The 24,211-nt window shown below is 71.2% G+C and carries 22 protein-coding genes; 11 read left to right on the top strand and 11 right to left on the bottom strand.

Annotation, left to right across the window (positions count from 1 at the left end):
- Positions 1-452: 452 nt before the first annotated feature.
- Both ACIQWR_RS37860 and ACIQWR_RS37855 read right to left on the bottom strand, forming a co-directional pair.
- Entirely contained in the window at positions 453-1,163 is a 711-nt protein-coding gene (locus tag ACIQWR_RS37860; RefSeq protein WP_404019561.1) for a DUF3152 domain-containing protein, read from the bottom strand.
- 425 nt (positions 1,164-1,588) lie between these two features.
- Positions 1,589-1,999, bottom strand: a complete 411-nt coding sequence (locus ACIQWR_RS37855) for a hypothetical protein (protein WP_404019558.1) — start codon at positions 1,997-1,999, stop codon at positions 1,589-1,591.
- Positions 2,000-2,229: 230 nt separating this feature from the next.
- Here ACIQWR_RS37855 and ACIQWR_RS37850 point away from each other — a divergent pair, with 230 nt between their 5' ends.
- Entirely contained in the window at positions 2,230-2,853 is a 624-nt protein-coding gene (locus ACIQWR_RS37850; RefSeq protein WP_404019555.1) for a chorismate mutase, read from the top strand.
- Between the two features lie 45 nt (positions 2,854-2,898).
- Here the strand turns inward: ACIQWR_RS37850 and ACIQWR_RS37845 are convergent, their stop codons facing one another.
- From ACIQWR_RS37845 to ACIQWR_RS37835, 3 genes are all read right to left on the bottom strand, one after another.
- The gene (locus tag ACIQWR_RS37845) at positions 2,899-3,318 is read right to left on the bottom strand and encodes a hypothetical protein (RefSeq protein ID WP_404019552.1); all 420 of its coding nucleotides are present in this window, start codon (positions 3,316-3,318) and stop codon (positions 2,899-2,901) included.
- 177 nt (positions 3,319-3,495) lie between these two features.
- Complete coding sequence (locus ACIQWR_RS37840; RefSeq protein ID WP_404019549.1) at positions 3,496-4,140, bottom strand: response regulator; 645 nt, start codon at positions 4,138-4,140, stop codon at positions 3,496-3,498.
- A complete protein-coding gene (locus ACIQWR_RS37835) occupies positions 4,137-5,345 on the bottom strand; it encodes a sensor histidine kinase (protein ID WP_404019546.1) in 1,209 nt (402 codons plus the stop codon). Before ACIQWR_RS37835 ends, ACIQWR_RS37840 begins: the two co-directional genes overlap by 4 nt.
- A 214-nt stretch (positions 5,346-5,559) precedes the next feature.
- Between ACIQWR_RS37835 and ACIQWR_RS37830 the strand changes: the two genes are divergently transcribed.
- Both ACIQWR_RS37830 and ACIQWR_RS37825 read left to right on the top strand, forming a co-directional pair.
- A complete protein-coding gene (locus ACIQWR_RS37830) occupies positions 5,560-6,477 on the top strand; it encodes an ABC transporter ATP-binding protein (RefSeq protein ID WP_404019544.1) in 918 nt (305 codons plus the stop codon).
- A gap of 20 nt (positions 6,478-6,497) precedes the next feature.
- Positions 6,498-7,289 carry an ABC transporter permease subunit gene (locus ACIQWR_RS37825; protein ID WP_404019541.1) on the top strand — a complete coding sequence of 264 codons (792 nt, stop codon included), beginning with the start codon at positions 6,498-6,500 and terminating at the stop codon, positions 7,287-7,289.
- Positions 7,290-7,360: 71 nt separating this feature from the next.
- Here the strand turns inward: ACIQWR_RS37825 and ACIQWR_RS37820 are convergent, their stop codons facing one another.
- Positions 7,361-8,215 carry an NmrA family NAD(P)-binding protein gene (locus ACIQWR_RS37820; protein ID WP_404019538.1) on the bottom strand — a complete coding sequence of 285 codons (855 nt, stop codon included), beginning with the start codon at positions 8,213-8,215 and terminating at the stop codon, positions 7,361-7,363.
- Between the two features lie 392 nt (positions 8,216-8,607).
- On the opposite strand from ACIQWR_RS37820, the gene ACIQWR_RS37815 reads away from it, so the two are divergent.
- Entirely contained in the window at positions 8,608-9,573 is a 966-nt protein-coding gene (locus tag ACIQWR_RS37815) for a hypothetical protein (protein ID WP_404019535.1), read from the top strand.
- Positions 9,574-9,586: 13 nt separating this feature from the next.
- On the opposite strand, the gene ACIQWR_RS37810 is transcribed toward ACIQWR_RS37815, so the two are convergent.
- Positions 9,587-11,110, bottom strand: coding sequence for a peptide MFS transporter (locus ACIQWR_RS37810; protein ID WP_404019533.1), 1,524 nt, complete (start codon positions 11,108-11,110; stop codon positions 9,587-9,589).
- Between the two features lie 342 nt (positions 11,111-11,452).
- Between ACIQWR_RS37810 and ACIQWR_RS37805 the strand changes: the two genes are divergently transcribed.
- From ACIQWR_RS37805 to ACIQWR_RS37795, 3 genes are all read left to right on the top strand, one after another.
- Positions 11,453-12,652 (top strand): hypothetical protein, encoded by a 1,200-nt coding sequence (locus ACIQWR_RS37805; protein WP_404019530.1) that lies wholly within the window; start codon positions 11,453-11,455, stop codon positions 12,650-12,652.
- Between the two features lie 281 nt (positions 12,653-12,933).
- Positions 12,934-13,278, top strand: a complete 345-nt coding sequence (locus ACIQWR_RS37800) for a hypothetical protein (RefSeq protein ID WP_404019529.1) — start codon at positions 12,934-12,936, stop codon at positions 13,276-13,278.
- 180 nt (positions 13,279-13,458) lie between these two features.
- A complete protein-coding gene (locus ACIQWR_RS37795) occupies positions 13,459-13,602 on the top strand; it encodes a hypothetical protein (RefSeq protein ID WP_404019527.1) in 144 nt (47 codons plus the stop codon).
- Positions 13,603-13,662: 60 nt separating this feature from the next.
- Here ACIQWR_RS37795 and ACIQWR_RS37790 read toward each other — a convergent pair whose 3' ends face one another.
- Positions 13,663-14,907 carry an MFS transporter gene (locus ACIQWR_RS37790; protein WP_404019525.1) on the bottom strand — a complete coding sequence of 415 codons (1,245 nt, stop codon included), beginning with the start codon at positions 14,905-14,907 and terminating at the stop codon, positions 13,663-13,665.
- Positions 14,908-15,245: 338 nt separating this feature from the next.
- Here ACIQWR_RS37790 and ACIQWR_RS37785 point away from each other — a divergent pair, with 338 nt between their 5' ends.
- From ACIQWR_RS37785 to ACIQWR_RS37775, 3 genes are all read left to right on the top strand, one after another.
- The gene (locus tag ACIQWR_RS37785; RefSeq protein ID WP_404019522.1) at positions 15,246-17,417 is read left to right on the top strand and encodes a hypothetical protein; all 2,172 of its coding nucleotides are present in this window, start codon (positions 15,246-15,248) and stop codon (positions 17,415-17,417) included.
- A 332-nt stretch (positions 17,418-17,749) separates the two neighbouring features.
- Positions 17,750-18,190: a hypothetical protein gene (locus ACIQWR_RS37780; RefSeq protein WP_404019519.1), complete on the top strand. Its 441-nt coding sequence runs from the start codon at positions 17,750-17,752 to the stop codon at positions 18,188-18,190.
- A gap of 183 nt (positions 18,191-18,373) precedes the next feature.
- Entirely contained in the window at positions 18,374-18,616 is a 243-nt protein-coding gene (locus ACIQWR_RS37775; RefSeq protein WP_404019516.1) for a cold-shock protein, read from the top strand.
- A gap of 85 nt (positions 18,617-18,701) precedes the next feature.
- Here ACIQWR_RS37775 and ACIQWR_RS37770 read toward each other — a convergent pair whose 3' ends face one another.
- From ACIQWR_RS37770 to ACIQWR_RS37760, 3 genes are all read right to left on the bottom strand, one after another.
- Positions 18,702-19,193 carry a cupin domain-containing protein gene (locus tag ACIQWR_RS37770; protein ID WP_404019514.1) on the bottom strand — a complete coding sequence of 164 codons (492 nt, stop codon included), beginning with the start codon at positions 19,191-19,193 and terminating at the stop codon, positions 18,702-18,704.
- Positions 19,190-19,960 (bottom strand): polysaccharide deacetylase family protein, encoded by a 771-nt coding sequence (locus ACIQWR_RS37765; RefSeq protein ID WP_404019512.1) that lies wholly within the window; start codon positions 19,958-19,960, stop codon positions 19,190-19,192. The genes ACIQWR_RS37770 and ACIQWR_RS37765 overlap by 4 nt, the downstream gene beginning before the upstream one ends.
- A gap of 202 nt (positions 19,961-20,162) precedes the next feature.
- Positions 20,163-21,413, bottom strand: a complete 1,251-nt coding sequence (locus ACIQWR_RS37760; protein ID WP_404019509.1) for a peptidoglycan DD-metalloendopeptidase family protein — start codon at positions 21,411-21,413, stop codon at positions 20,163-20,165.
- A gap of 468 nt (positions 21,414-21,881) precedes the next feature.
- On the opposite strand from ACIQWR_RS37760, the gene ACIQWR_RS37755 reads away from it, so the two are divergent.
- The gene (locus tag ACIQWR_RS37755) at positions 21,882-24,158 is read left to right on the top strand and encodes a transglycosylase domain-containing protein (protein ID WP_404019507.1); all 2,277 of its coding nucleotides are present in this window, start codon (positions 21,882-21,884) and stop codon (positions 24,156-24,158) included.
- Positions 24,159-24,211 lie beyond the last annotated feature (53 nt).

The following is a 24,211-nucleotide window of genomic DNA, read 5'->3' as shown; positions in this document are numbered from 1 at the left end:
GGGTGATACGGATACTTATGTGACGGTGCGGGCCATGGGGCTTCTGGTAGCGCCGCTGGACCCGATATTGGGGAATTGTTCCGTAAGCGGCCCGGACCGGGGCCGAACGGATTGCTGGGTGGACACCGTCGGCAGAAGGTACCTGATCGATTTCACTTCGGACCTGACTCGGCCCGTATTCACTCCGGTCAAGGACACAGGCGTGTTTCAGGACACCTCGCTGGCGTCCGCACGGCTCGCGGACGTTTCTCCGGGCACGGTGTGGCCCGTACTGTGTTACGCCCGCGGCTCGTCAGTGCCCGACGGGGTGGGTGGGACGGACGACAGGTGGCTGAAAGTCCGCGCTTACAACGGGTCCACGGGATACGTGCCGTCCGCGCACGTATCCATCGACGATTGGCAGGACGTCCAGCGCTGCACACCGTAGCCGGGGCGGCCCGACGGCGGTGGGGTCACGGGACGGCGGGGCCGTCCAGGTATCCGCCGCTGTCGTCGTACGGCCACGCGTTCGACACGCAGCCCTTGAGACCGTCGATCTGCTGCATCATCGCGGGTGCGGGACGGCCCGGCCCCGGACAGGTCAGGTGCCCCCGGCCGAGCCAGTGCCCGATCTCGTGGTTGACGATCAGGGCGCGGTACTCGGTGGCCGGTCCGCTGAACCGGTCGGAGCCGAGCTGCCACCGCTTGAGGTTGATCACCACGGTCGGGCCGGTGCGGCAGTTGACCTCTCCGATGTGGCCGGGTTGGCGCACATCGCACAGCCGGTCCGTGGTGGCGGGGGTGGCTATGCGGAAGACCAACTCGGCGTCCGGGGTCGTGACCTGACGGAACGTGGCCCCCACCGTGCGCCAGCCGCGCCGGTCGTCGAGGATCGCGGCGATCTGCCGCGCGACGCCCGTCGGCTCCAAGGCGGCCCCGTCCTCGATCTCGATCCGGTAGGTGGTCCCGGTCGCGAGGCCGGCTTCGCCCGCCGGAGCCGTGGTGAAGGTGCCGGGACCTGAGGCCGGAACGGCGGGCGGCGGCTGTACGGGCTTCTGGTCCTTCGGCTCGGCAGAAGTCGGGGGCGGTGGGGGCTGCTGGTCGTGGCCGTCCTCGGTGGCCGGCGGGACCGTTTCGGTGTCCCGGTAGCCCTCGGAGAACAGCCAGGGCAGGAGAAACGCCACCGCGGCCGCCGCAGCCGCCGCGAAGGACGCGCGACGGATGCGGGCCCGCCTTCTCGCCCGCCTTCTGGCCCGCCGTTCGGCCCGCCTGCCCCGCGGGACAGGGGTCGCCCGGGGCCGTGTCCGGGCGGGCGGGACGCTGCCTGAGGCCGGCCGGACCGGATCCGCCCGTGCACGGCTGCCGGCACCCTCCGTCCTCAGCGAGCCCGGTGACGACGCGACAAGGGTGTCGTGATGATCATCGCGCGCATGATGGAGTGCCCGGGTCAACGCCTGTTCATACCTTTCGCACCTTTCACAATCGATGGTCCTTTAAAAGTGTATCGATATAAAAGGTATTATATAGCTACTTATGAGGCGGCCTATGGGACGCGGGGCCTGCCTGTCCGTCCGCCCGGCCGGGGACCCGACCCTGCGGACGGTCGGCCTCAGACGATCCGCCCCACCGGGTGGAGGCTCTGCGCTCCGTCCGGCCACAGGGTGACGAGGGCGTCCTTGCCCTGCACTTCGCCGGGGTGGATGTAGCACTCCGTCGGCGCTCCGCCGGGCAGCGAGGCGATCGCATGCACGGTGGCGAGACAATGAGCCTTCGAGGCATCGTTGGGGAAATCGTTGGCGAATACCTGGACAAGAATGATATCGCCGCCTTCGCTGCGCAGGTGCGCCAGTATTCCATCGAAGGTGGAAAGGTAGTGTCCGGACATGAACGGCCAGTGGTAGCAGGCCACCCTCCCCGTTGTCGAGAATGCCAGAACGAGTCCACAGGATGTCATTCCTTCACAGTGGACCGTTTTTCCCTGATCCACGATTTCCCACTCACCCTGCGCGATTGAAATCATGCGAGGAATCCCCTCCGGAGCCTTTCCCTTGTGCCCGACAGCGTGACACGGGGTGACAGGTGAGCGGCATGACCGAACGTACAGACGAAAGAGCAGAAAACGCGTGCGCCCGCGATGTGCCCGACCTCGCGGCCTGGTGTGGGGAACCCACCGGTGGGGGCTCCGGTCCCCCGCCCGGAGCGCCGATCGACGGATTCTCCCGTGGCGGACGCTCACGCATGGTGATCCGTATGAACACGACGCGACGCTCCCTCGTCCTCCTCGCCACGGCCGCCCTGGGAGTGGTGGCCGTGGTGGCTTGCGCTCCCCCGAGCAGGGGCGCGGGTCCCGCGCCGGCATCCACCACCGCCCGCGACACGGCTCTCGACCAGGGCATGCGGACGATCGTCCGCTTGGCCAGCGAGCGGGTGAAGACGGCGGACGTGGTGGCCGCCGCCAAATGGGGGACGCGGCAGCCGATCGACGATCCGGACCGCGAGCAGGCGGTCCTCGACGGTGTGACGGCGCAGGCCGCGAAGCGGGGCGTCGACGAAGCCGCGGTCCGGCGCATCTTCGAGGACCAGATCGCGGCGAACAAGGCCGTACAAGTGGCTCTGCACGCTCAGTGGCAGGCCCGGCCCGCCGAGCGGCCCACTCACCGCCTCGATCTCGCCACCCAGGTGCGACCGGTCCTCGACCGTGTCGACGGCCAACTCCTCACCGCGATCCAGCAGGTCCAGCACCTGCTGTCCGCTCCTGGGTGCGAGGTGGCGCTGAGCCGGGAGATCGCGGCGGCGGCCCGGGCGCAGGGCCTGGACGCCCTCCACAGGAGCGGCCTCGACCAGGCCCTCGCCCACACCTGCGCGCCCCGCTAGTGCTGGGGCCGGGAAGGCTTGCCGGGGCGCGGGCACTAGCGGGTGTCAGTACGGCCGGTGGGGGAAGTGGCGCTCGTACGTACCGGTGGATGCATCGGCGGGATCACGTGTGGGTATGAACGCCGCCGCCTCCGCCCGGAACTCGTCGAAGGATGCGGACAGCTGATCGTCAAGGTCGGCCTTCGCTTCCTCATCGCCATGGTCGACCGCGAGCGCCAACCGTTGCTGCGCGGCTTCGGAAAGGACCGACCTGCTCTGGTAGAGCCAGTCCTGGAAAAGATCGACAAAAGGCGTGACCGCGTAGTCGTTATCCTCGCGCGCCTTGTACATCGCCCGGACGTCGTCCATGCTGGCGGGCAGCTGCGAGAGGCCGAACACGTCGAAGTCGAATGCCTGCCATGCTCGATAGTCGGCGAACATGCCGTACAGAACGCCGCGCTCATCACCCTCGGGTATGGATTCCATCTACGTTCTCCCCTGCATTTCCGTGTGAAAATTTATGTTTGATTCACATGTCGCACCGGATGCCGCAACTCTTTATTGGAGCTCCGCCGGAACAGGGAAAGCAAGGCCGAAGGGGAAAGCAGAAGGCCCGCCGGGTCGACCCGAAGCGCCCCCACCCCGCGCCGTGGGCCGTGCGGGTCAAGTGGTGTTCGCCTGGTGGGCGAGGACAGCGATCTGGACGCGGTTGGTGGCACCGAGCTTCGCCATGATCTGAGTGACGTGAGCCTTGATGGTGGCCTCGCTGAGGTGCAGGCTACGGGCGGCGTCGGCGTTGGACATGCCGTCGGCGACCGCGGCGATCACGTCCCGTTCCCTGGGGGTGAGTGCGGTGAGCCGTCGCCGCGCCTCCGTCTGGGCGGTGGAGCCTCGGGTGAACCGGTCGATCAGGTGTTTGGTGATGCTGGGGGCGAGGATGCCGTTTCCGTCGGCGACGGTGTGGACGGCGGCGATGAGGTCCCGTGGCGGGGTGTCCTTGAAGAGGAATCCGGCGGCGCCGTTCTGGAGGGCGGTGTGGACGTACTCGTCGTGGTCGAAGGTGGTCAGGACGAGCACGCGGGGGGTGTCGGGCCAGGTACTGAGCCTCCGGGTCGCCGCGAGGCCGTCGAGGTGGGGCATGCGGATGTCCATCAGGACCACGTCCGGGCGGTGTGCGCGGACCTGGGCGAGGGCCTCCTCGCCGTCACCCGCTTCGGCGGTCACCTCGATGCCGGGATCGGACTCCAGGATCAACCGCAGCCCCGTACGGACCAGGGCCTCGTCATCGGCGATCAGGACTTTGATCATGCTGCGGCCCCACGTGCCCGAGGAGCCGCGTGCGTGGTCGGCAAGGTGGCGGTGACCAGGAACCCACCGTCGTGCTGTGCCCGGGCGGTGAAGGTGCCGTCCAGGAGTGCGACGCGTTCCCCCATGCCGAGGAGACCGTGGCCTCCCCGGGGGAAGTCCGCGGTGACCCGCTCCGTGGACCGGCCGTTGCGGATGCTGATGTCCAGGGCGCCGACCCGGTGGTGGAGCAGGATGGTGGTGCGGGCGCGGGGTGCGTGTTTGTGGATGTTGGTCAGCGCCTCCTGGACGATGCGGTAGGCGGTGCGCTCGATGGTGACGGGCAACTCGTGCGGGTTGCCTTCGATGGTGAGGCGGATCCTCGCGCCCGTCTGCCGGGAGGAGCGGATGAGGTCGTCGAGCCGTTCCAGGGTCGGCTGAGGGGCGAGGGCGATGTCGTCCCGGGCGTGGAGGAGTCCGAGGATCGTGCGCAGCTCCTGGAGGGCTTCGCGGCCGTTCTCGCGGACGAGCGCGGCGGGGGCGGTGACGGCGGGGTCGGTGGCGGTGACTTCCAGGGCTCCGGCGTGCAGGACCATGAGGCTGACCCGGTGCGCGACGACGTCGTGCATCTCGCCGGCAATGCGGGCGCGTTCGGCGGTGCGGGCCGCGGCGACCTCTCCCTCGTGGATCTTCTGGGTCCGGACGATCTGGCGGCGCAGGTTGTCCAACAGGGTGCGGCGGGCGGCCAGCCACAGGCCGATGGTGAAGGGGAGGGCTCCGGCGGTGATGGTCCAGAGGGCCGTGTTGAGCGCCGGGAGGTACAGGGGGTCGGGCATCAGGGTGCGGGCGGCCAGGGCGGCCAGGGCGCAAGCGGCAACGGCGGCGGTGCGGCGCCGGGTGGCCAGGGGGCGCAGCCCGAGGCCGTACGCGGCCAGTACGGCGACCCACGGCACGGCCAGCAACAGCCAGCACGCCGCTCCGGCCGCGACCATCACCACGGGGTGGCGGCCGCGCGCCGTCGTCGCGGCGGCGGCCGCCACCGCGACGAGCTCCGGCAGGGGTGTCAGCGCCGCGATGCCGGCGGGTACGGAACCGTGGATCCCGGTGACGCGGACCAGCGTGTAGAGGAGCGAGGCCAGGACCAGGACGGTCAGGAGCGGCTCGGCGACCGCCGACCCCCGCCACCCGGGGTGCGGGGGCAACTGCGGGGACGGGTCCGGGTCGTTCATGGTTCCAGGGTACGAACCTCCCTGGCCGGGCCCGGCACGCCGAAAGGGCAGGAATCCCCCCTTCTTTCGTCGGGGGTGCCGGTCGCCGTGCCCGCGGCCTTCGTCGGGGGTGCCGTAGCGGAACCTCCGATGCCGGGGGCGGGAGGAGCGCACGAGTATCGGTGGAGCAGCGCAGGTCTGTGCTGCCCCACCTCACGGAACGGGTGACCCCGCCATGATCGAAGTGACCGGTCTGACCAAGTCCTACGACGGCAGGACCGTGGTCGACGACTTGTCGTTCCGGGCCGAGCCCGGCACGGTGACCGGCTTCCTCGGCCCCAACGGTGCCGGGAAGTCCACCACCATGCGCATGATCATGGGCCTGGACCGGCCCACGTCCGGATCGGCGACCGTGGGCGGCAGCCGCTACGACACGCTGGCCGCGCCGATGCGGGACATCGGTGCCCTGTTGGACGCCAAGGCCCTCTACGGTCCGCGCCGCGCGGTGGACCATCTCTGGTGTCTGGCCCGGAGCAACGGAATCGGCCGGCGCCGTGTCACCGAGGTCCTGGAGATGGTCGGCCTGCACGAGGCGGGGCGGCGCCGGGCGGGCGGCTTCTCCCTCGGCATGGGCCAGCGGTTGGGGCTCGCCGGAGCGTTGTTGGGCGACCCGCCGGTCCTCATGCTCGACGAGCCGGTCAACGGGCTGGACCCCGAGGGCATCATCTGGATCCGCACCCTCTTGAGGTCGCTGGCCGCAGAGGGCCGCACGGTGTTGCTGTCCAGCCACCTGATGAGCGAGATGGAGCACACCGCGGATCACCTCGTCGTGATCGGCCAGGGGCGCCTCATCGCCGACATGACCGTGCAGGAACTCATCGACAACGGCTCGCGCACCTGCGTTCGCGTCCGGGCCGCCGAACCGGAGCGACTGGCCACCGTGTTGGCCCGCACCGGCGCCGGTGTCGAGCAGGCGCGGGACGGCCTGTTGTCGGTCACGGGCCTGGACACCGGCCAGGTCTCCGACGTCGCCGCCCACCACGGGATCGCCCTGCGGGAACTGGCCGCACACCGGTCCAGCCTCGAAGAGGCCTACCTCGAACTCACTCAGCACACCACCGACCACGGCGCCACCGCGCCCGCCGCCGTCTGACCGGGAGAGACGAACACATCATGACGACGCAGACCGCCACCAGGTCAGCCCGCACCCAGCCCCGCGGGACCCAACGCCCGGCGACCTTCCTCGACGCCGTGGCCAGTGAATGGATCAAGATCCGTACCCACCGCGGGGTCCTGCTCGCCCTGCTCATCGGCGTCGGCGTCACCGCGCTGGCCGGTGCGAACAACACCTCGGCGAACGTCCGTAACATCCTGGACGGTGCGGATGCCCCCGGGGACCTGACGGGGATCACCCAATTCGGCATGAAGTTCGGTGTGATCGCCTTCGCCGTCGCCGGCGCGCTGGCCATGACCTCCGAGTACAGCAGCGGGATGATCCGCACCTCGCTGACCGCGGTTCCCTCCCGCGGTCGTTTCCTGGCGGCCAAGGCGATCGCCTTCACCACCGTCGCCCTCGTCCCCGGGCTGATCGCCTCCACCACCTCCTTCGTGATCGGCCGCTCCCTCTTGTCCGGGGCCGGGGTCCAGCTCGACCCGACCGATCCCGGCGTCCTGCGCGCCCTCGTCGGCGGCGGACTCTTCCTGGCCACCTCGGGTCTGCTCGCCCTCGTCCTCGGCGCCCTCCTGCGCAACCCGGTCGCCACCGTGGGATGCGTCTTCGCCCTCTACGTCCTCCCCTCGTTCCTCGGCCCCGAACTGAGCCGGCGGATCCACCCCTTCGAGGCCGGCGACGCCATCACCCGTGCCGCGGGCGGGACGGCCTGGAGCGGCTATGTCATCCTGCTCGCCTGGACGGTGGTCATCGCGGCCGGGGCGTACGCGGCGATGAGGCGACGCGACGCCTGATGCGGGCCGGCGGCTCCACCCGGCGGCGCGGCGACGGGCCGCAGGAGCCGTAGGAACCGGGTGAACGGGCGTCAGCCGAAGAGACCGCGGTGCCGGCGGAACCAGGTCCCCACCGAGGTGGGCGCGGCGCCGGTGAGGCTTTCGTAGGTACCGGTGACCAGCTCCGCCTTCCCCTCCCGCCAGGCGCGCATGTGCAGGATCACGCCGAACTCCGCCTCCTGCGGCGACAGGCCGGAACCCGTCAACACCGCGCGGAAGTCCTCCTCGGGTACGTCCCGGTAGACGACCGGGCGCCCCAGCGTCTCGGCCGCGCACGCGGCGATGTCGGTCATGGACAGGGCCTCGGGCCCGGTGATCTCGTAGTTCGTGCCGGACGGTCCCTCCGAGGTCAGGACGGCGGCGGCGGCCCGGGCCACGTCGTCGGCCGCGACGAAGCCCACCCGCCCGCCGCCGGCGCAGGCCCACAGTTCCCCGCTGCCTCGGACCGACTCGGCGTGCGGGAGCAGGCTGGTCTCCATCACCGAGTTGGGGGACACGAGCGACCACTCCAGCCCACTGGCACGGAGGACGGCGATGGACGCCTGGTGCAGCTGGTCCAGCGGGTCGCCGTCGTGGCGGACGCAGCCGTACAGCTTGACGATCCTGTGCACCCCGGCCTCCGCGGCCACCCGGATCACGGCGCTCTCCCTGGTCAGGACGTGCTCGTCCATCGGCGAGACCAAGAAGACGGTGCGGACGCCCGAGAGCGACGCGGCCAGCGACGCCTCGTCGTCCATGTCACCCACGGCGAGGCCCGCTTCGGGTGGCAGGAGGCGCTGCGCCTTGTCCCGGTCGCGCACCAGGGCGCGCACGGCCCGGCCCCGCCCCACGAGTTCGTCGACGATCCGGCTGCCGAACATGCCCGTCGCCCCGGTTACCAAAATCATGGTGACGCCTTCCTTCTCGCGGGCCTCTCGGGGCCCGCTCCTCACTGAATTCGAATTCTTACGCCCGGCGAGTACCAAAGTATTCACGGTTACGCGGAACCCTTGTTCAACAAATTAGCCCTTTCGGGCAACCGGCCCGTTCCACCGATCGGGGGACGGGATGGATGAACCTTCCGGGGTCGGCGCCACGAAGAACTGAACACGCCCGATGCCCAGCGGCTCGGACATCCCCTTCCCCATTGTCTGCCCGATCAGGCAGGGGTTCACGGGGGCGTCCGCGCTACGCTCCTCGCACTTCCCGCCGCCCTTTCGGCGAGCAGCGGTTCACACGGCCGCGTTCTGCCCCGTGAACCGCACATCGGGCTGCAGAATTCAATACGAAGGCGAGCTCCATGAGATCGACGATAAAAATGGGCGGACTTCTCGCAACCTCCCTGGCACTGACTCTGGGTGCCGCCGCGCAGCCGGCCTCCGCGGCGGCGCAAAGCCTCACCCAGGGGTACATCGTCCGCAATGCGAGCAGCCATCAGATTCGGCTCGCGCAGGTGCAGGGCGAGGACTCCTACGAGGGCCGGCCCGATATCGGCACGCGCCTGTCCCCGGGATCGGGCGTGGCCGACCACGAGCTGGTGTACCACTTCGCGAGGAACACCCATTCCGTGCTCTTGTACGACGTGCTCGGCGACGCGGGCGAGACCATCGGGACGGTGCGGTTCGCCCTCGACGTCAACGACATCAACCAGGCCTATTCGAGCTGTTCCGTCACCTGGGGCGACGTCAGCTGTTCGGCCGACGGCAAGGAGCTCCGGGTCCTCGACCTCGGCTCCACGGTGATCGATGTCCCGGCGGGGGAGGCCGGGGCCCAGCAGCGGAGCGCACTGTTCAATTCCCTCTGCTCGGACGCGAATTCCGCCACCTGTACCTTCAGCCCGGACAGCGAGGTGCATACGGCGCTTCCGGGCAAGCCCTGGGGCAAGCCGGTCGCCAACACGACCGACGAGACCCATACGTACGGACTCGTGGCGACGGATACGGTCAGCTCCACGGACCTGGTCGAGGTCGGCATCAACGTCAGCGTGAAGATGGGGAAGGCCGTGGACGTCGGGATCACCACGAAGTTCCAGCACGCGTGGACCACGACCAGGACCTTCTCCCAGTCCCTCACCCTCACCGTGCCTCCTCACAAGGAGCTGTGGGTGGAGGAGGGCGTGCCGGTGCTGCGGCACACGGGGCTGTTCACCATCGCCCTGGGCAACACGACCTGGCGTTTCCACGACGTCCAGTGGGATTCACCGGACCCGTCCCCGGAAGCGGCCGCCGGTGTGTTCACCATCAGGGAGCGCCCCTGGGCGGTGTGAACAGCGGGGCGGTTCAGCCGGTCGCCCTCAACAGTCGGTCGACGTGGCCGCGGTACCGGTGGACGGCCATGCCCGCGAGGATCGCGACGACCGCCTCGGCGGCGACCGCGGTGGTCCCGCCCAGGTCCACGTGTGCCATGGCGAGCAGGCCGGTCACCGAGTCGCCGGCGGTGACCGCCAGGAACCAGACGCCGAGCATCTGGCTCCCGTACCGCTGGGGGGCCAGCTTGGTGGTGGCGGAGAGGCCGACCGGCGACAGGGCCAGCTCGCCCAGGGTCTGTACGAGGTAGATCGCTACCAGCCACAGCGGGCTCACCCGGTGGCCACCCGCGGCCAGGAGCACCGCGGGCAGGAACAGCAGCAGTGAGGCACCGATCGCGATCATGCCGACGGAGAACTTCACCGGGTCGGACGGTTCCCGGCGACGGCGGGCGAGCCGGACCCAGAGCCAGACAAAGGCGGGGGCCAGGGCGATGATGAACACCGGGTTCAGGCTCTGGTACCAGGATCCGGGCACCGTGAACCCGGCGACCTTGGCGGCCGCGCTGGTCTTGGCGAAGGCGAGGACGGTCGATCCGCCCTGGTCGTAGATCATCCAGAAGACGGCAGCGCCGGCGAACAGCCAGAGGTACCCGCGCATCCGCGAGCGCTCCACGGACGACAGGCTCCGATCGCGCCGCATCCGGACGAGGACGACGGCCGGGATCACCAGTCCCGCGACGGTGAGCGGGAGCATGGCCCAGGTCAGGGTGTAGTGCCCGGTGGCGGCCACCACGGCGTAGAAGGCCGCGGCCAGGGTCACGGCGGCCAGGCCGCGGCGCGCCACCGTGCGGCGCTCCCGGTGGCTCAGGGGGTGCGGGACGCGGTCGCTCTCGGGGCTCAGGTGCCGGGCGCCGTGGAGGAACTGGCCCAGCCCCAGCGCCATGCCGACACCGGAGAGCAGGAAGGCCAGCCGCCAGCTCACGGTCTCTCCCACGGTTCCCAGGATCAGTGGCGCCGCCAGTGCTCCGACGTTGATCCCGAGGTAGAAGAGGGTGAAACCGCCGTCGCGCCGTGCGTCGTCGGCGCCTCGGTACAGGTGGCCGACCATCGCGGAGATGTTCGCCTTCAGCAGGCCCGAGCCGATCGCCACGAGGGCCAGGCCGGTCATGAGCGCGGCCATGCCGGGCAGGGCCAGGACGAAGTGCCCGGCCATGATGACGACGCCGCCGATCGTGACCGTCCTGCGCGCTCCCCAGACGCGGTCCGCGAACCAGCCGCCCGGCATGGTCATCAGGTAGACGAGGGCTCCGTACACGGAGTAGACCGCGGTGGCCGTCGCCAGGGAGGTCCCCAAGCCGCCTCCCGGCAGGTGGGCCGCGGCCCCCGCGGCGCCGCCGGAGATCAGGTAGAAGACCAGGAGGGCGCTCATCCCGTAGAAGCTGAAGCGCTCCCACATCTCCGTCATGAAGAGCGTGGCGAGGCCGCGCGGGTGTCCGAGGCAGGTCTTGACGGGGGCCCGTCCGGCGGGAGAGGGCGGGGCGGAGAGCACGGTCATGGGGCTTCCCGTAGTTCGGGGCGACATCTGATGCGGTCCGGCAGGCGGACGGGGCCACCAGGAAGGGCGCCGACGTGCGTGCTGATGGGATCAATCCTGGATAAACAGGGCGATAGTCGGCATCCGCCGATGGTGGGACCGGGCGGAGGACGCCGATGCGTCCCGCGGCGGGGTCGCCCCGCGCACGGCGCCGACCGGTCCGGCGGTCGGTTCGCGCACTCACACGTGCGCTTTCGCTTGCCCCCGCAACTCTTTTCCGCCCCTCGTCTCAATTTACAGTGGTTTTATCCCGTCGCGGAGCGTAATAGCCCGCATCCACTGCTTCCCGGAGAAGACGAATCGATGCCGACTTCCACTGCTCACCGCACCCTTTCCCTGACCGCCCTCGTGGCCGCCTCGCTCGCGTCGGGGGTCGCCCTTCCGGCATCCGCGGCCGCGGACGAGAAGAAGGAAGTGACCGTCATGGTGGAATCCACCGTGAACGGGAAGGGGGAGACGGCGGTCAAGCCCGGTGACGAAGTAGAACTCGTATGGAAGGTGCATGCCACCGGCGGGCACTCGTACATGACGACAACGGATTTCGAGATACCGAGCTGGCTCGATTACGTGGACGATTCGGTCTCCATGAACGGCAAGGCGGCGCACGAATGGGCCGGCTACGAAAAGGCCACCCGGAAGATCAGTGCCAGGTTCGCGACGAACAAGAAGCCCAACGAGCACTGGTGGGGCTCGGTCGGCGAGGGCGAGGGGCACTCCACCCTCACGTTCAAGGCGAAGGTCAACGACGGGCTGGGAGAGAAGCAGTCACTCACCCCGAAGGTGACGTACTACCGCGGGACCGACAAGGGCCTCCCCCTCGTCACGGCCACCGACCCGAAACCCGCCGTGGTGCGCCACACGGCAGCCGATCTGGCCGTGACCGGCAAGGCAGCCGGCCCGGTCACGGCGGGAGGTCCGGTGAGGTACCGGATCGAGGCCGCGAACAAGGGCGCCGACACGGCTGAGCGGGCGAAACTGGAATCCATGGTCTCCGGAACCGGGTCCGGGACCAAGGTCGGGGCCGTCGCGGTGCTGGCCGACGGCAGCCGCAAGAGCTGCCGGGTCTCGGGGGAGAAGGTCTCCTGCGACCTGGGGACCGTCCCCGCGGGCAAGCCCGCCACCGTGGAGATCGACGTAGCAGTGCCCGAGACAGCGCTGGGCAGCACGCTGAGGACATCGGCCCGGGTCAGCTCTGCGACCCGGGACTTCCACCCCGACAACAACACGTGGGAGGTCTCGGAAACGGTCGGCAAGGCCGCGCCGCCGTCGCCCTCTCCCACCACCCCGGCCACGGACCCCACGCTTCCGACCCAGTCGCCCACGCCCAGTAGCTCTCCCAGCAGCACCCCCGCCGGTTCCGGCGCGGACGGCGGCTCCCTCGCCGCGACCGGCGCGGGCAGCACCCTTCCCGTCGCGGGCGGCGGAGCGGCGCTCCTGGGCGGCGGAGCGGCGCTGGCGTCCTACCTGCGCCGCCGCAACCGGGGCGCGGGCGGGGAAGAGTAGGACGGAGGGGGCGACCTGCCGGCTCCGACCCGGCTACGGGAAGGGGCGGACCTGGAGTTCGTCCATGCCAAGCGCCCCAGGGACGTGCGAGACCTCTTGCACGAGGGGAAGCCGTGGACGGACCTGTTCGGCCAGTGGTACGCACACGCGCACACCGGCGGGCACGGGAGGGACGATCTCCTCCTGTGGCTTCGGGTCGACCGCCCCGGGTATGACCGAGAAGACCCTGACCCGGATGGAAGCGGTGCGGGCCGAGCGGCGTCACGGCCCGGCTCGCCGAGGTGTACCCGGGGCTGGGGAGCGCCGAGGCCCGGCTGGCCGACTTCGCCTCCGTCCACCCGAAGGTGGCGAGCGCCCAGCTGACCGTGAACCTCGCCGTCACCCTCCTGACCGCACTGATCCAGGCACTCGGCATGACCGCCCTGGTGGTCAACCCCTTGGTGACCGCCGCCGCGATGGCCGCGGCGAGCGGGCTGACGGTGACGCTGAGCCTGATCGAGAACATCACCGTCGCGAAGATCGCCGAGGCCGACGCCCGCGATCCCGACACCGTGCGCGCACACGTGGGTCGCGCGTACCGCACTCCTTCGCCGGTCCGCTGTGGCGCATCGGAACGATGGCCGTGAGGCTCGACGAGCCGGCGAACCCTCGGGTGTTGGCAGACTCCCGCGATCGCGAGGCCCTGCGGGCGCTGCTCGAACGGGCCTACGCCGGCCTCGGCGCGAGGGCGCCGTCCGTCGAAGTGAGCGTGCTGGACGTGGACATCGCCGGACAGCGGGCGACGTGTTCGCGCTGGCCGTGGGGTCATGACCTGCGGGGACGCGGAGCGCGCCGCGCAGGAGTCACAGACCCGGGAGCGCCTATCGGAAGCGGAGAGCAGGTGTCCGGACCACTTCCTGGACGCGTCGGCCCCGGAGCTCCCGGTGGTGGAGGTGGAGGAGCTGTTCTGACCGGCGGCGCCCGCAGGGGACGCGCCGCAACCGCCACGGGCCCGCTCCGCCCGCTACGTACTACGCTCCGCCCGCGACGGCGGGCGGGCTCTCGCCGGTGTCCACGGACGCCGCGGACCCCCGGTCCCCGGCGTCCGTGCGGTGCGGGACGCGCAGGTCCGGCAGCCGCAGGGCTCCGGCGGTGATGAGCAGGCAGGTGAACACCACGACCGTGAAGCCGATCCGCAAGGACCCGTGTTCGGCGATGAGCCCGATGGCGACCGGCCCCAGCAGGAGTCCGGTGTACCCGAACATGCCCGCCCGACCGATGGCCGCCGCGCTCTGGCTCCCGCCGGCCAGCCCGGCGAGGGAGAACGTCAGCGGTACGACGACACAGATCGCCGCTCCGACCAGGGCCAGGCCGACGAAGGCGATCGCCGCCCGCCCGGTCACGGTGAGGATCGCGAACCCCGCCGCGGCGAGCAGCCCCGCGCCCGCCAGCAGGACGCGCCCGCCGAACCTCTGCGTCACCCGGTCGCAGACCAGCCTGCCGAGCAGCATCGCCAGCTCGAACACCGGGTACCCGAGTGCCGCGACGGCCTCGGACACCCCGAGGCTGTCGTGCAGGTGCAGGCTGCTCCAGTCCGCCACGGAACCCTCCGCGAGGAAGGCGCAGAACATCAGGGCGCCCAGGAGGTGGACCACGCGCGGCAGGCGCCCGCGTCCCCCGGCGTCGTGCCCGCCCGCACCGTCGGGGACGTGGTCCGTGCCGGTGTGGAAGTGCGCCGTGGTGAGCAGGGCGACGGGAAGCGCCAGCAGGGCCGCCAGGGCGACGGACGGGGTGAAGCCCAGTCCGGCGGCGGCCGTGGCGGCGCCCAGCAGCCCGCCCAGCACCGCGCCCAGGCTCCAACCGGCGTGCATCTTGCCCATGAGCGGTCGGCCGCAGGCCCGTTCGAGCTCCGCGGCCTGCGCGTTGGCCGCGACGTCGACCATGCCGAACAGGGCGCCGAAGACCAGACCTCCGGCCACCAGGAACGGGAAGTTCGGCGCGAAGGCCAGCAGCGACAGGCTCGCCACGGAAGCGGGCACCGCGTACCGCAGGACGCCGTGGCTGCCGTACCGCGCCATCAGCGGGGCGGAGAGCTGCATGGCGACCAGGGCTCCGATGCCCCAGGCGAGGACCTCGATCCCCACCTGTGCCTCGGTGAGGGCCATCTTGTCCCGCAGCGCGGGTATGCGGACCACCCAGACCGCGCTGATGGCTCCCACGAGGGCGAAGGTGGCGGCCGTGGCCCGCCGGGCGCGGACGAGTCCGGTCGGTGACATGGGGAAACCTCTCAGCCCTTCTCGCGTACGCGCGCCGGTCCGGCCGCGAGCCCGCGGGCCGCCCGGATCCGACGGCCTGCGCGCACCACACCAGTGGACGTGGGCGCGAGGTCCCCGCGCAGCCCCCGATCGACCCCACCGGTGGTTGATCCCCGATGCGGGAAGGGGCCCCGGCCCGTACGGCGTGACCCGGATCGGCCCATCCGGCCCTACCCGAAAGGGAGGCCGCAGAAGGCCGTCCGACAGCCATTCCCGCGGATACGCTCGACGGATCAATTCCGCCGAATCCGGCTTTCCGGTATGTCCGGTGGAGCCCCGAGCCGAGGAGATCCCGGGCCATGGAACCGAGGACCGCCAAAGACTTCGCTTTCCTTGCGGAGCAGGGGATCGACCCGTCCGCCTTCGATCTCCACGGAGAACCCCCGAAGACCGTCGCCTATCTTTCGCAGGCACAGCCGGACTGGGTTCCCCTGTTCACGACCTTTCTCGCTTCGGTGGCCGAGCGGCATCCGAGCAGGGGATTCCTGGAGACCTGGGCGCTCGTACGTCGATTCGAGAACAGGAACCCGGCCCACCTCAAGGGAATATCGGGTGCCGGCGACATCAGACAGGCCATCGGCGAGATCACCAGCGCCCAGAACATCAAGAACATGCTGGCGCAACGGGAGCAGCCGTATGGTTTCGCGGCGTACCGGAAGGCCGTCGATTCGCTCGACGTGGAAGTGCTCCCGATCTTCCGGGACATGTCGAGGTCGCTCAAGACGTTCCTCAAGACGGACGAATCCGCCCACCGCGCGATCATGACCGCGGGGCAGGACCCTGCGGTCCTCGCCCGGACCCAGCAGAAGCAGCTCGCCACCCTGGTGCTGGCCACCGGCTCGCTGCGCAGGATGCTCGACGCCATGTCGGCCCTCACCGACCAGTCCGCTTTCACGACGCTGGAGGGCAAGGAGTTCTTCGCGCGCTTCTCCGCCGAGCTGGCCGCGGCCGACCAGGAGACGACGGAACTCGAAGCCGCCCTCCAGGCCGCCGTCGACGCCCAGCGGGCCTCGCGCGACCATGCCAGGACCGGCCAAGGCCGTTGGGACGAGATCGACGCCGTGGCCGGCGGCTGGACCGCGGCGTCCCTCACCCGGTTCAACACCGCCGCGCTGGCCTTCAGGCGCGCGACCGTGGCCTGTGCGATCTGGGCGCGGGAGAAGGCCAACCACATCCACCGGGCCGACGAGATCGGGTTCTTCGACCACCAGACCGCCGGCGTGGTCCTGCACCTGGCCGACACCGTCGCCGATCTGGCCCTGACGGCGGGCACCACCATGAAGTTCCTGGGGCCCGTGGCACTGGGCTTCGCCGGCCTCAAGTCACTCAAGTCGGGCGTGGAGACGATCTGGAGGATCTCCAAGGACTGGGAGGTGACCGAGGCCTACATCGTGGAGAACGTACCGCGGGACACGCGCGTCTCCTTCTCGGGAGCGAACGAACACCGGACGGCACGCGACGTGGCCGACGAGACCTTCGGCCATCTGGAGACGGCGAGCTCGGCGTTCGGGGCCGAGGGCGCCGTGCACGGCCTCGGGGCGGGGTTCGAAGCGTTGTCCACACACATCCCGGGTGATCCGGTGGACACCGCCCTGAGCGGCATCGGTCAGGCCCTGGAGAACCTTCCCGACTCCTCCCACCTCGCCCACATCCCCGTGGTCAGCGAGGCCATGGCCGCGCCCAAGGCCGTGAAACAGCTGTCCCGCATGGTGTACGAGAAGGTCGACGTCATCACCGATCCCGCGGCCGTGGCGGAGGCCCGGGCCACCGTGGAACGCTGTCTGGGCCCGCTCGTGCAGGACTCCCTGGACAGTCTGTGCTCGACCGTGGAGGTCCTCGTGCACGGGGAGAACACCATGAAGGTCGCCTTCCGCGACCTGATCACGGGGGAACGGCGGGTCGGCTGGCTGGACAACTTCATGAACTTCCAGGACGAGAAGGACCAGTTCGGTCCGATGTCCCTGTGGGTGCGCTTCACCGCGCAGCAGGCCGACCGGGGCAACACCTTGAACTGGAAGTTCCCCCGGGACGCGGAGATCTGCTGGGACAGGCTCATGTTCATCGACGCCCACACGGAAGGCACCGCGATGACCTTCGTCTACAGCGGAGACGTCACCTACGGCCGGCCGGGCGGCGGTCCGGCCCCCGACACCCGGGTGACGATCGAGTTCGACTCGGGCAACCACGAGTACATCGCCGTCGAGGTACAGGACCGCTTGACCGACGACCGGGTCGACCTGCTGCGGCTCGCCGCGATGGAACTCCAGGCCCTGTCCATGCAGCCCGAGAACTCCGGACAGGCCCTCTTGACCGAGCTGCCGGACCGCTCCTTCCACCTCGACGACGGTCAGCCACCACTGAAGGACGGCGGTCCGGCCGAGGTACAGGGCCTGGAGTGGGAGTCCTTCCTGATGGCACTGGGCCACTGGAACGACTGGGTGGCCCAGGGACTCGTCAGGAGCGACTCGTGAACCGGCCCGGGCGGGCCGCGGGGCGGTCCGGAGCGAGCAGCCCCGTCGGTGCTCGCGGCCGGCCGCTCCGGAAGCGGCCCGGTTTCGGTCATTGATCCACGGGGCGCCGGTGTCCGGGTCCGGTGGAACGTGGCGGGTTCCATGACAACCGGGCGCGGGATCGCGGCAGTTCACACCTTCTGCGTGACTATGGTCGGTCACGTACGGTCACGGCCGGATCCCGGCGGTCGATTCGGACCCGGAGCCTTCCCGTCCGCAAGATCGAGGCGCTGGACCACGGGGACGGTTCCACGACGGTTCCGCCCTCCCCCGCTGAGATGACGGAGACTGCCTTGAAGAAGATCACCGCGACCGCGATCACCGCCGCCCTCGCCCTCGGCGCCCTGGCGGGATCCGCCTCGCTGGCCTCCGCGGAGACGGTCGACGGCCGGGCGGACGGGTACGTCCGCGTCCAGCCGGGGTTCGCCCTCGACCACCTGGTGGAGTCCTCGATCCCGGGCCGGGGCGGCCCCTTGAAGGTCCTCGTCCTCGCTTCTCGCCCCGACGTCCAGCGGCGGGCCGGCGCCGTCTTCTTCGTCTACGACCCGGTGCGCGCCGCGCAGGCGGGTCCCCTCTGGCTGAGCGGGGACACGGTGGCCGCCTCCGTCGACACCTGGCGGGAGGTCGCGTTCTCGTACCCCTCCACCGCCCAGCAGCGCCTGGAGGTGCGCTACGGCGACCCCGCGGACGCGTCGGCTGCGGTCGTGGTCGCCTCGGTCACCCGCTGTCGCTGACGGGAGGATCGTCGTGAGTGCGGTCCGCGGCCACGCCGGGAGCACCGCTCGGGCCGGTGGGAAGCGCACCGCCGCTGCCTCTTGGGGTGCCCGGGGGGCACTTGTCGCCGGGGGGCCCGGGCGGGCTTCATGGAGTCCGGTGCATCACCGCACTTTCTCAGGCAAAAGCGTCACGGAGACGACATGGCAACTGGCACAGTCAAGTGGTTCAACAGCGAGAAGGGGTTCGGCTTCATCAGCCGTCCGCTCACCCCCGGAAGCCCGGCCCCGGCCGATGTCTTCGTGCACTACACCGCGATCCTCGGGAACGGGTACAAGGAGCTCATCGAGGAGGAACACGTGTCGTTCGACGTCGAGCAGGGCCCCAAGGGCCCGCAGGCCGTCAACGTCGTCCGGACCTCCCGCGGCCAGCAGGGTGCGCGCTGAGCGACCGCCACGTCGGCGCAGCGTCCGTCGCGGACGGGGCCGGCTGCCCCACCCGGCAAGGGTGGGGCAGCCGGCCCCGTCCGTGTCAGAGCGCCGCCGCGGGCCGCCCGGGCTCCTGTCGGGGCACGACCGGGACGGGGAGGGCCAGTGCCCTTCCGAGCGGGACCAGGTGGGTCGCGTACAGGACCACGGGTTCCTCCCCCTCGTTCCGCCCGAGGTGGGCGTGGATCATTCCGGCGGGCTCCTGGAAGGACGTGCCCGCCGGGTGCACCTCCACCCGGCCGATCGCGTCGTAGTGGGTGAGCACCCCGCGGGCCACCACGACCACCACGTCTCCGGGGTGGTAATGCCAGCCGGTCTCGGCGCCGGGCGGGACGACGGTCCGCTGGATCACCGTGCGGCAGGGGCCGCCGGACACCGACAGCTCGAACGGTTCCGCCGCCTCGCCCCGGACCAGCGTCTCGGTGACGACGGGATCACCGTGCGGCTCGCTCCCGCGGGGGTCCCGCCGCGCGGGCCGGGGCAGGTACACCGGTGCCCGGACGGGCCCCCGGCCCGGGCGATCGGCACCCGTCACAGCGACCGCTCCGGAAAGGAGAACCCGTAGCCGTGCGCCTTGAGCCACGGCACCAGCTGTTCGAGCGCCGCGACGGTCTGTGAACGGTCTCCGCCGCCGTCGTGCAGCAGGACGATCGGGCCGCGCGGGAGCTGGCGCTCGACGGCCTCGACGATGTTCGCCGTGCCGGGACGGCTCCAGTCCTTCGGGTCGACGTCCCAGCCCAGCGGGCGCAGGCCGTGTGCCGCGGCCACCGCTCGACTGAAGGGGGTGAAGGCACCACCGGGAGCCCTGTAGTACTGGGCCGCGGGCCCTCCCGCCGCCCCGTCGATGGTCTCCTGGGCCCCCACGATCTGCTGCGTCTGGTAGGCGTCCGACTTCTTGTCCATGGTCATGTCGTGGTCCACGGAGTGGTCGCACAGCCTGTTCCCGGCCGCCTCCACCTGCTTGACCAGCTCCGGATACTTCGCCGCGTTCCCGCCGGTCATGCAGAACGTGGCCTTGACGTGGTCCCGCGCCAGGACGGCGAGCACCCGCGGTGTCCAGACGGGATCGGGACCGTCGTCGATGGTCAGGTCGACCGTGTGGCCGCCCCCCTCGGAGACCTTGGTGAAGCTGTCCGGGACGGCGGCCTTCCCGGTCGGCGCCGTGGTGGTCGACGCGCCGGTCCCGGCGGCCGGGGCGGCCGCGGCGGCTCCGATCCCGCAGACCGCCGTTCCCAGGGCGAGCGCCGTGGCCACGGTGACGGACCGCGCGGCGCGCCGGGTCCAGATCGTGCTTCGAGGCATGTCTTCTTCTCCCACGGCCAGGCGTACGGAACCCCCTCATGGTGAGCGGGAGGGGGTTCCGTACGCTTCGTCCGATCGGCGGACCGGTCGGTGGGTCCGGTCGGTGGGTCCGGTCGGTGGGTTCGCACCGCGACGGCGGACGGCGCACCGGGCCCGGAGGACGTCGGCGCCCGCGCGCCCCGTCCCCACGAGCAACGGTCCGTCAGGCGGCGCCCCTGAGCCAGGCCGCGGGGTCGATGAACGCGTTCCCCGAGAAGTCGCGCTGGTTGCGCACCTCGAAGTGCAGGTGGGCGCCGGTGCTGTTGCCCGTGGACCCCACGTAACCGATCAGCTGACCGGCTCCCACCTCGGAGCCGACCTGCGCGGCCTTGCCGGACAGGTGGGCGTACAGGGTGTACGTGCCGTCCGGATGCTGGATGCGCACGTTGACGCCGTAGGCGGGAGCGCTGTCCGAACCGATCACCTTGCCGGCCGCGGCCGCCTTCACCCGGGAACCGTGGGGGACGCTGAAGTCACTGCCGGTGTGCCAGCCCAGGCTGTATCCGCCCGAGGGCCTGCCGAACCCCTGGCCCGTCGCCCCGTCGACCGGGGAGACCCGGCCGGACGTCGGGGACTGCCTCTCGGTGGGGGAATCCTGCGTCCGCGGCTTCTCCTGCCCGTTACCGCTCGGCGCCGGCGTCGTGGGCCGGGCGCTCGGGGGGCTCTGGGAGGGCTCGGGGGTCCGGGCCGCTGCGGGAAGCACCAGTACCTGTCCGATGTGGATCACGTCCGGGTCGGCTCCGACGACCGACCGGTTGGCGTCGTAGAGCGCGCGCCAGTGCTCACCACCGCCGGCACGACGTTCCGCGATGTCGTGCAGGGTGTCGCCGGAGGCCACGGTGTAACGGCCGCCGATGGCCTTGTCGGGGCCCGTGGCCCCGCCCTCGGCGGCCGGTTCCGGAGCGGCCTTCCGCTGCGGCGCCCGGCTCCCGGAACCGGATTCCGAGCCGGCGGGCTTGCCCGAGCCGGCAGGCTTGCCCGAGCCGGAGTCGGCGGTCGGGGCCTTGCCGGTGCCCCGGCCCACGATCGCGTCGAGCGGGGAGCCCACCTTCGCGTTGCAGGTCCAGGCCCGGGGGCCCTGCCCCTTGAGGATCCGCTCCGCGACGGCGATCTGCTGCGCCTTGGTCGCCTGGTACGGGTACGCGGCGTACTCGCGACCGCCGTACTCGTCCCACGTCGGCTTCTGGATCTGGAGGCCGCCGGTGGAACTGGCGTGTCCGTGCGGCAGGTTCCACCGCCCGGTGGACTCACACTGGGCGATCTTGTCCCAGGCACTGTTGTAGGCCGCCGCGGCCTGGCCGCCCCCGACCGCGAGGGGGAGGACGACTCCGACGCCCGCGGTCACCGCCAGGGTGGCGGCCCTCTGCTGGACCACGTTGGGCGTCGGCTTGCGATGTCGGTTTCGTCGCGCCATGTGTGTAGACCTCCGTCGGCCGCCAGGCCGGGAATGGGGAGTGGGGCGGACCGCCCCTCCACGGCCCCCCTGGCAGTCCGGTCCGTCGAACGTAGCGCCGGGGCGTCGGGGCCCAGTAGGACCTAAAGGACAGGAGAACGGTCAGGCGCGCGGGGCGGTTCGCGCCGCCCGGCGACCGGGTGCGCCCGCCACGCCCCGGACCTCCGCCGCCCGGAAGGGCAGACACCGCGCCGGGGCGTTCCCCGGGAGGGGTGGGGCGGGTCAGGATGTACGGGACGGGGCCTTCTCACCCCGGTACGTCCGTGTACGTCTTCGTGCGGTCCCCGCGGGCGGGGCCGCTCCTCCGTCGCCGCGCGGATCCGCGGGCCGGCCGGACGGGGCCCATGGGGGAAGCCACCAGCGGCCCGTCCCGCTCCGGCCCCCGCACCACCCGCCTGCACAGCCCACGTCCCACGAGGAACCGCCCCGATGACCCAGGACACACCGCCCACGGCGGCCGACGACCGGGCCCGGGCCTGGTCCCGCCGCCGGCAACGGAACCGCTCCGGCCGCCCCCCGAAGCCGCCCCGCACGGGCCGGCGCCGCTGGATCCCGCGGTGGCGCTGGGTGGTGGGCTCCTCCACCGTCGTGCTGCTGCTGGGCATGGGAGCCGTCATCACGGCCTACATGATGGTGGCGGTGCCGGACGAGGCGAAGGCCGCCGCCACCGCGCAGAGCAACGTGTTCCTCTACTCCGACGGCTCGGTCCTGGCGCGCACCGGCGCGTTCAACCGGCAGAACGTCCCCCTCTCGGACGTTCCCAAGAGCGTCCAGGACGCCGTACTCGCGGCCGAGGACCGCCGGTTCTACAGCGAGCCCGCCATCGACCCGCAGGGCATGCTGCGCGCCGCGTGGAACATGACCACCGGCAGTCCCGCCCAATCCGGCTCCACCATCACCCAGCAGTACGTCAAGAACACCTACCTGGAGCAGAACCAGACGCTGACCCGCAAGGCCAAGGAGATGGTCATCTCGGTCAAGCTGGCGCACGAGGTGTCCAAGCAGGACATCCTCCAGGGCTACCTCAACACCAGCTACTTCGGGCGCGACGCGTACGGCATCCAGGCCGCGGCGCAGGCCTATTACGGCAAGAACGTCTCCCAGGTGACGCCGGCCGAGGGCGCCTACCTGGCGAGCCTGCTGAACGCCCCGAGCGCCTACGACGTGATCACCGACCCGCAGGCCCGGCCCGACGCCCTGGCGCGCTGGAACTACATCCTCGACGGCATGGTCAAGGAGCACTGGCTCGGCGCGCACGACCGGGCCGCGATGACCTTCCCCGAGCCCGTGAAGCCGACGCAGTCGGCCGGCCTGTCCGGGCAGCGGGGCTACCTGGTCGAGGCGGCCACGCAGTACCTCGTCGCCCACGACGTGGTGACCAAGGAGGCGCTGGCGCGCGGCGGGTACCGGATCACCACCACCATCGACCGCAAGCGCGAGGACGACTTCGTCAAGGCCGTCCAGGACACGGTGACCTCCCGACTGGACGAGGGCCGGGCGGCGGACCGCAACGTGCGCGTCGGCGGGGTGTCGATCGACCCGGCGACCGGCCGGGTCGTCGCCCTGTACGGCGGCGTCGACTACACCGAACAGTTCGTCGACAACGCCACGCGGCACGACTCCACCCCCGGCTCCACCTTCAAGCCACTGGTGCTCGCCGCCGCCCTGGCGGACCACGCGCGCACGCAGGGCGGCCAGCTCATCACCCCCGACACGGTCTACAACGGCGACGACAAGACGCCCGTCCAGGGGTCGGCGGTGCCGTACGCCCCCGAGAACGAGGACCGGGCGAGCTACGGTCCCATCTCCGTGCGCGTGGCCACCGACAAGTCGGTGAACTCGGTGTACGCGCAGATGGCCGTCGACGTGGGGCCCGCCGAGGTCAAGAGGACCGCGGTGGCCATGGGCATACCGGACGACCTGTCCGCGTTCGGCGCCAACCCGTCCCTCGCCCTCGGCGTCGCGCAGGCGAGCGTCCTCGACATGACGCAGGCCTACGCGACCCTCGCCGCTCACGGCACGTACACCCCCTACAGCCTGGTGGACTCGGTGTCCCGCGGCGGGAAGGACCTGAGCCTGCCCGACCGCACCCCGTCCCGCGCGATTCCCCGGGAGGCCGCGGACACCACGACCTCCGTGCTGCGGAGCACGGTCGCCAGCGGCACCGCCGAAGCGGCCGGCGCGATCGGGCGGGACGCGGCGGCCAAGACGGGCACCGCGGAGAACGACCAGGCCGCCCTGTTCGCCGGATACACGCCCGATCTGGCGACCGTCGTCTCCGTCATGGGCCAGGACCCCGACAACGGGCAACTGCGTCCGCTGTACGGGGCGCTCGGCCTGGACCGCGTCAACGGCGGGGGCCCGCCCGGACAGGTGTGGGCCGCCTACACCCGGGCGGCGCTGCGGGGCAGTACCGCGGTCCCCTTCGACCTCCAGGTGATGCGGGGCGGCTCGTCGGGGGCGGCTTTCGACCCGACGCCGCCCACACCGCCGGGCAAGGGGAAGCGGAAGCCGACGCCCCCGGGGAGCTCCGCGGTCCCGGAGACCGACGACGGGCCCACCGACCTGCCCGACGGACCGACGCCGCCACCGACCCCGCCGGCCACGCCCACACCGCCGCCCGGCGGCGTGCCGGACGGCGGTGGCAACGGCGGGGGCGGGGACGGTGTTCTGCCCGGCCCCGGACCGAATCGGGGGTCCGGATGACCGCCGGGTCGGCCGCCGCGCGTGCGGGTCGGGCCCGTCGGCGTGTCGGAGTC

It is taken from the genome of Streptomyces sp. NPDC098789, from assembly GCF_044759975.1.
Taxonomy (GTDB): domain Bacteria; phylum Actinomycetota; class Actinomycetes; order Streptomycetales; family Streptomycetaceae; genus Streptomyces.
This window is presented reverse-complemented; position numbering and strand designations above follow the sequence as displayed.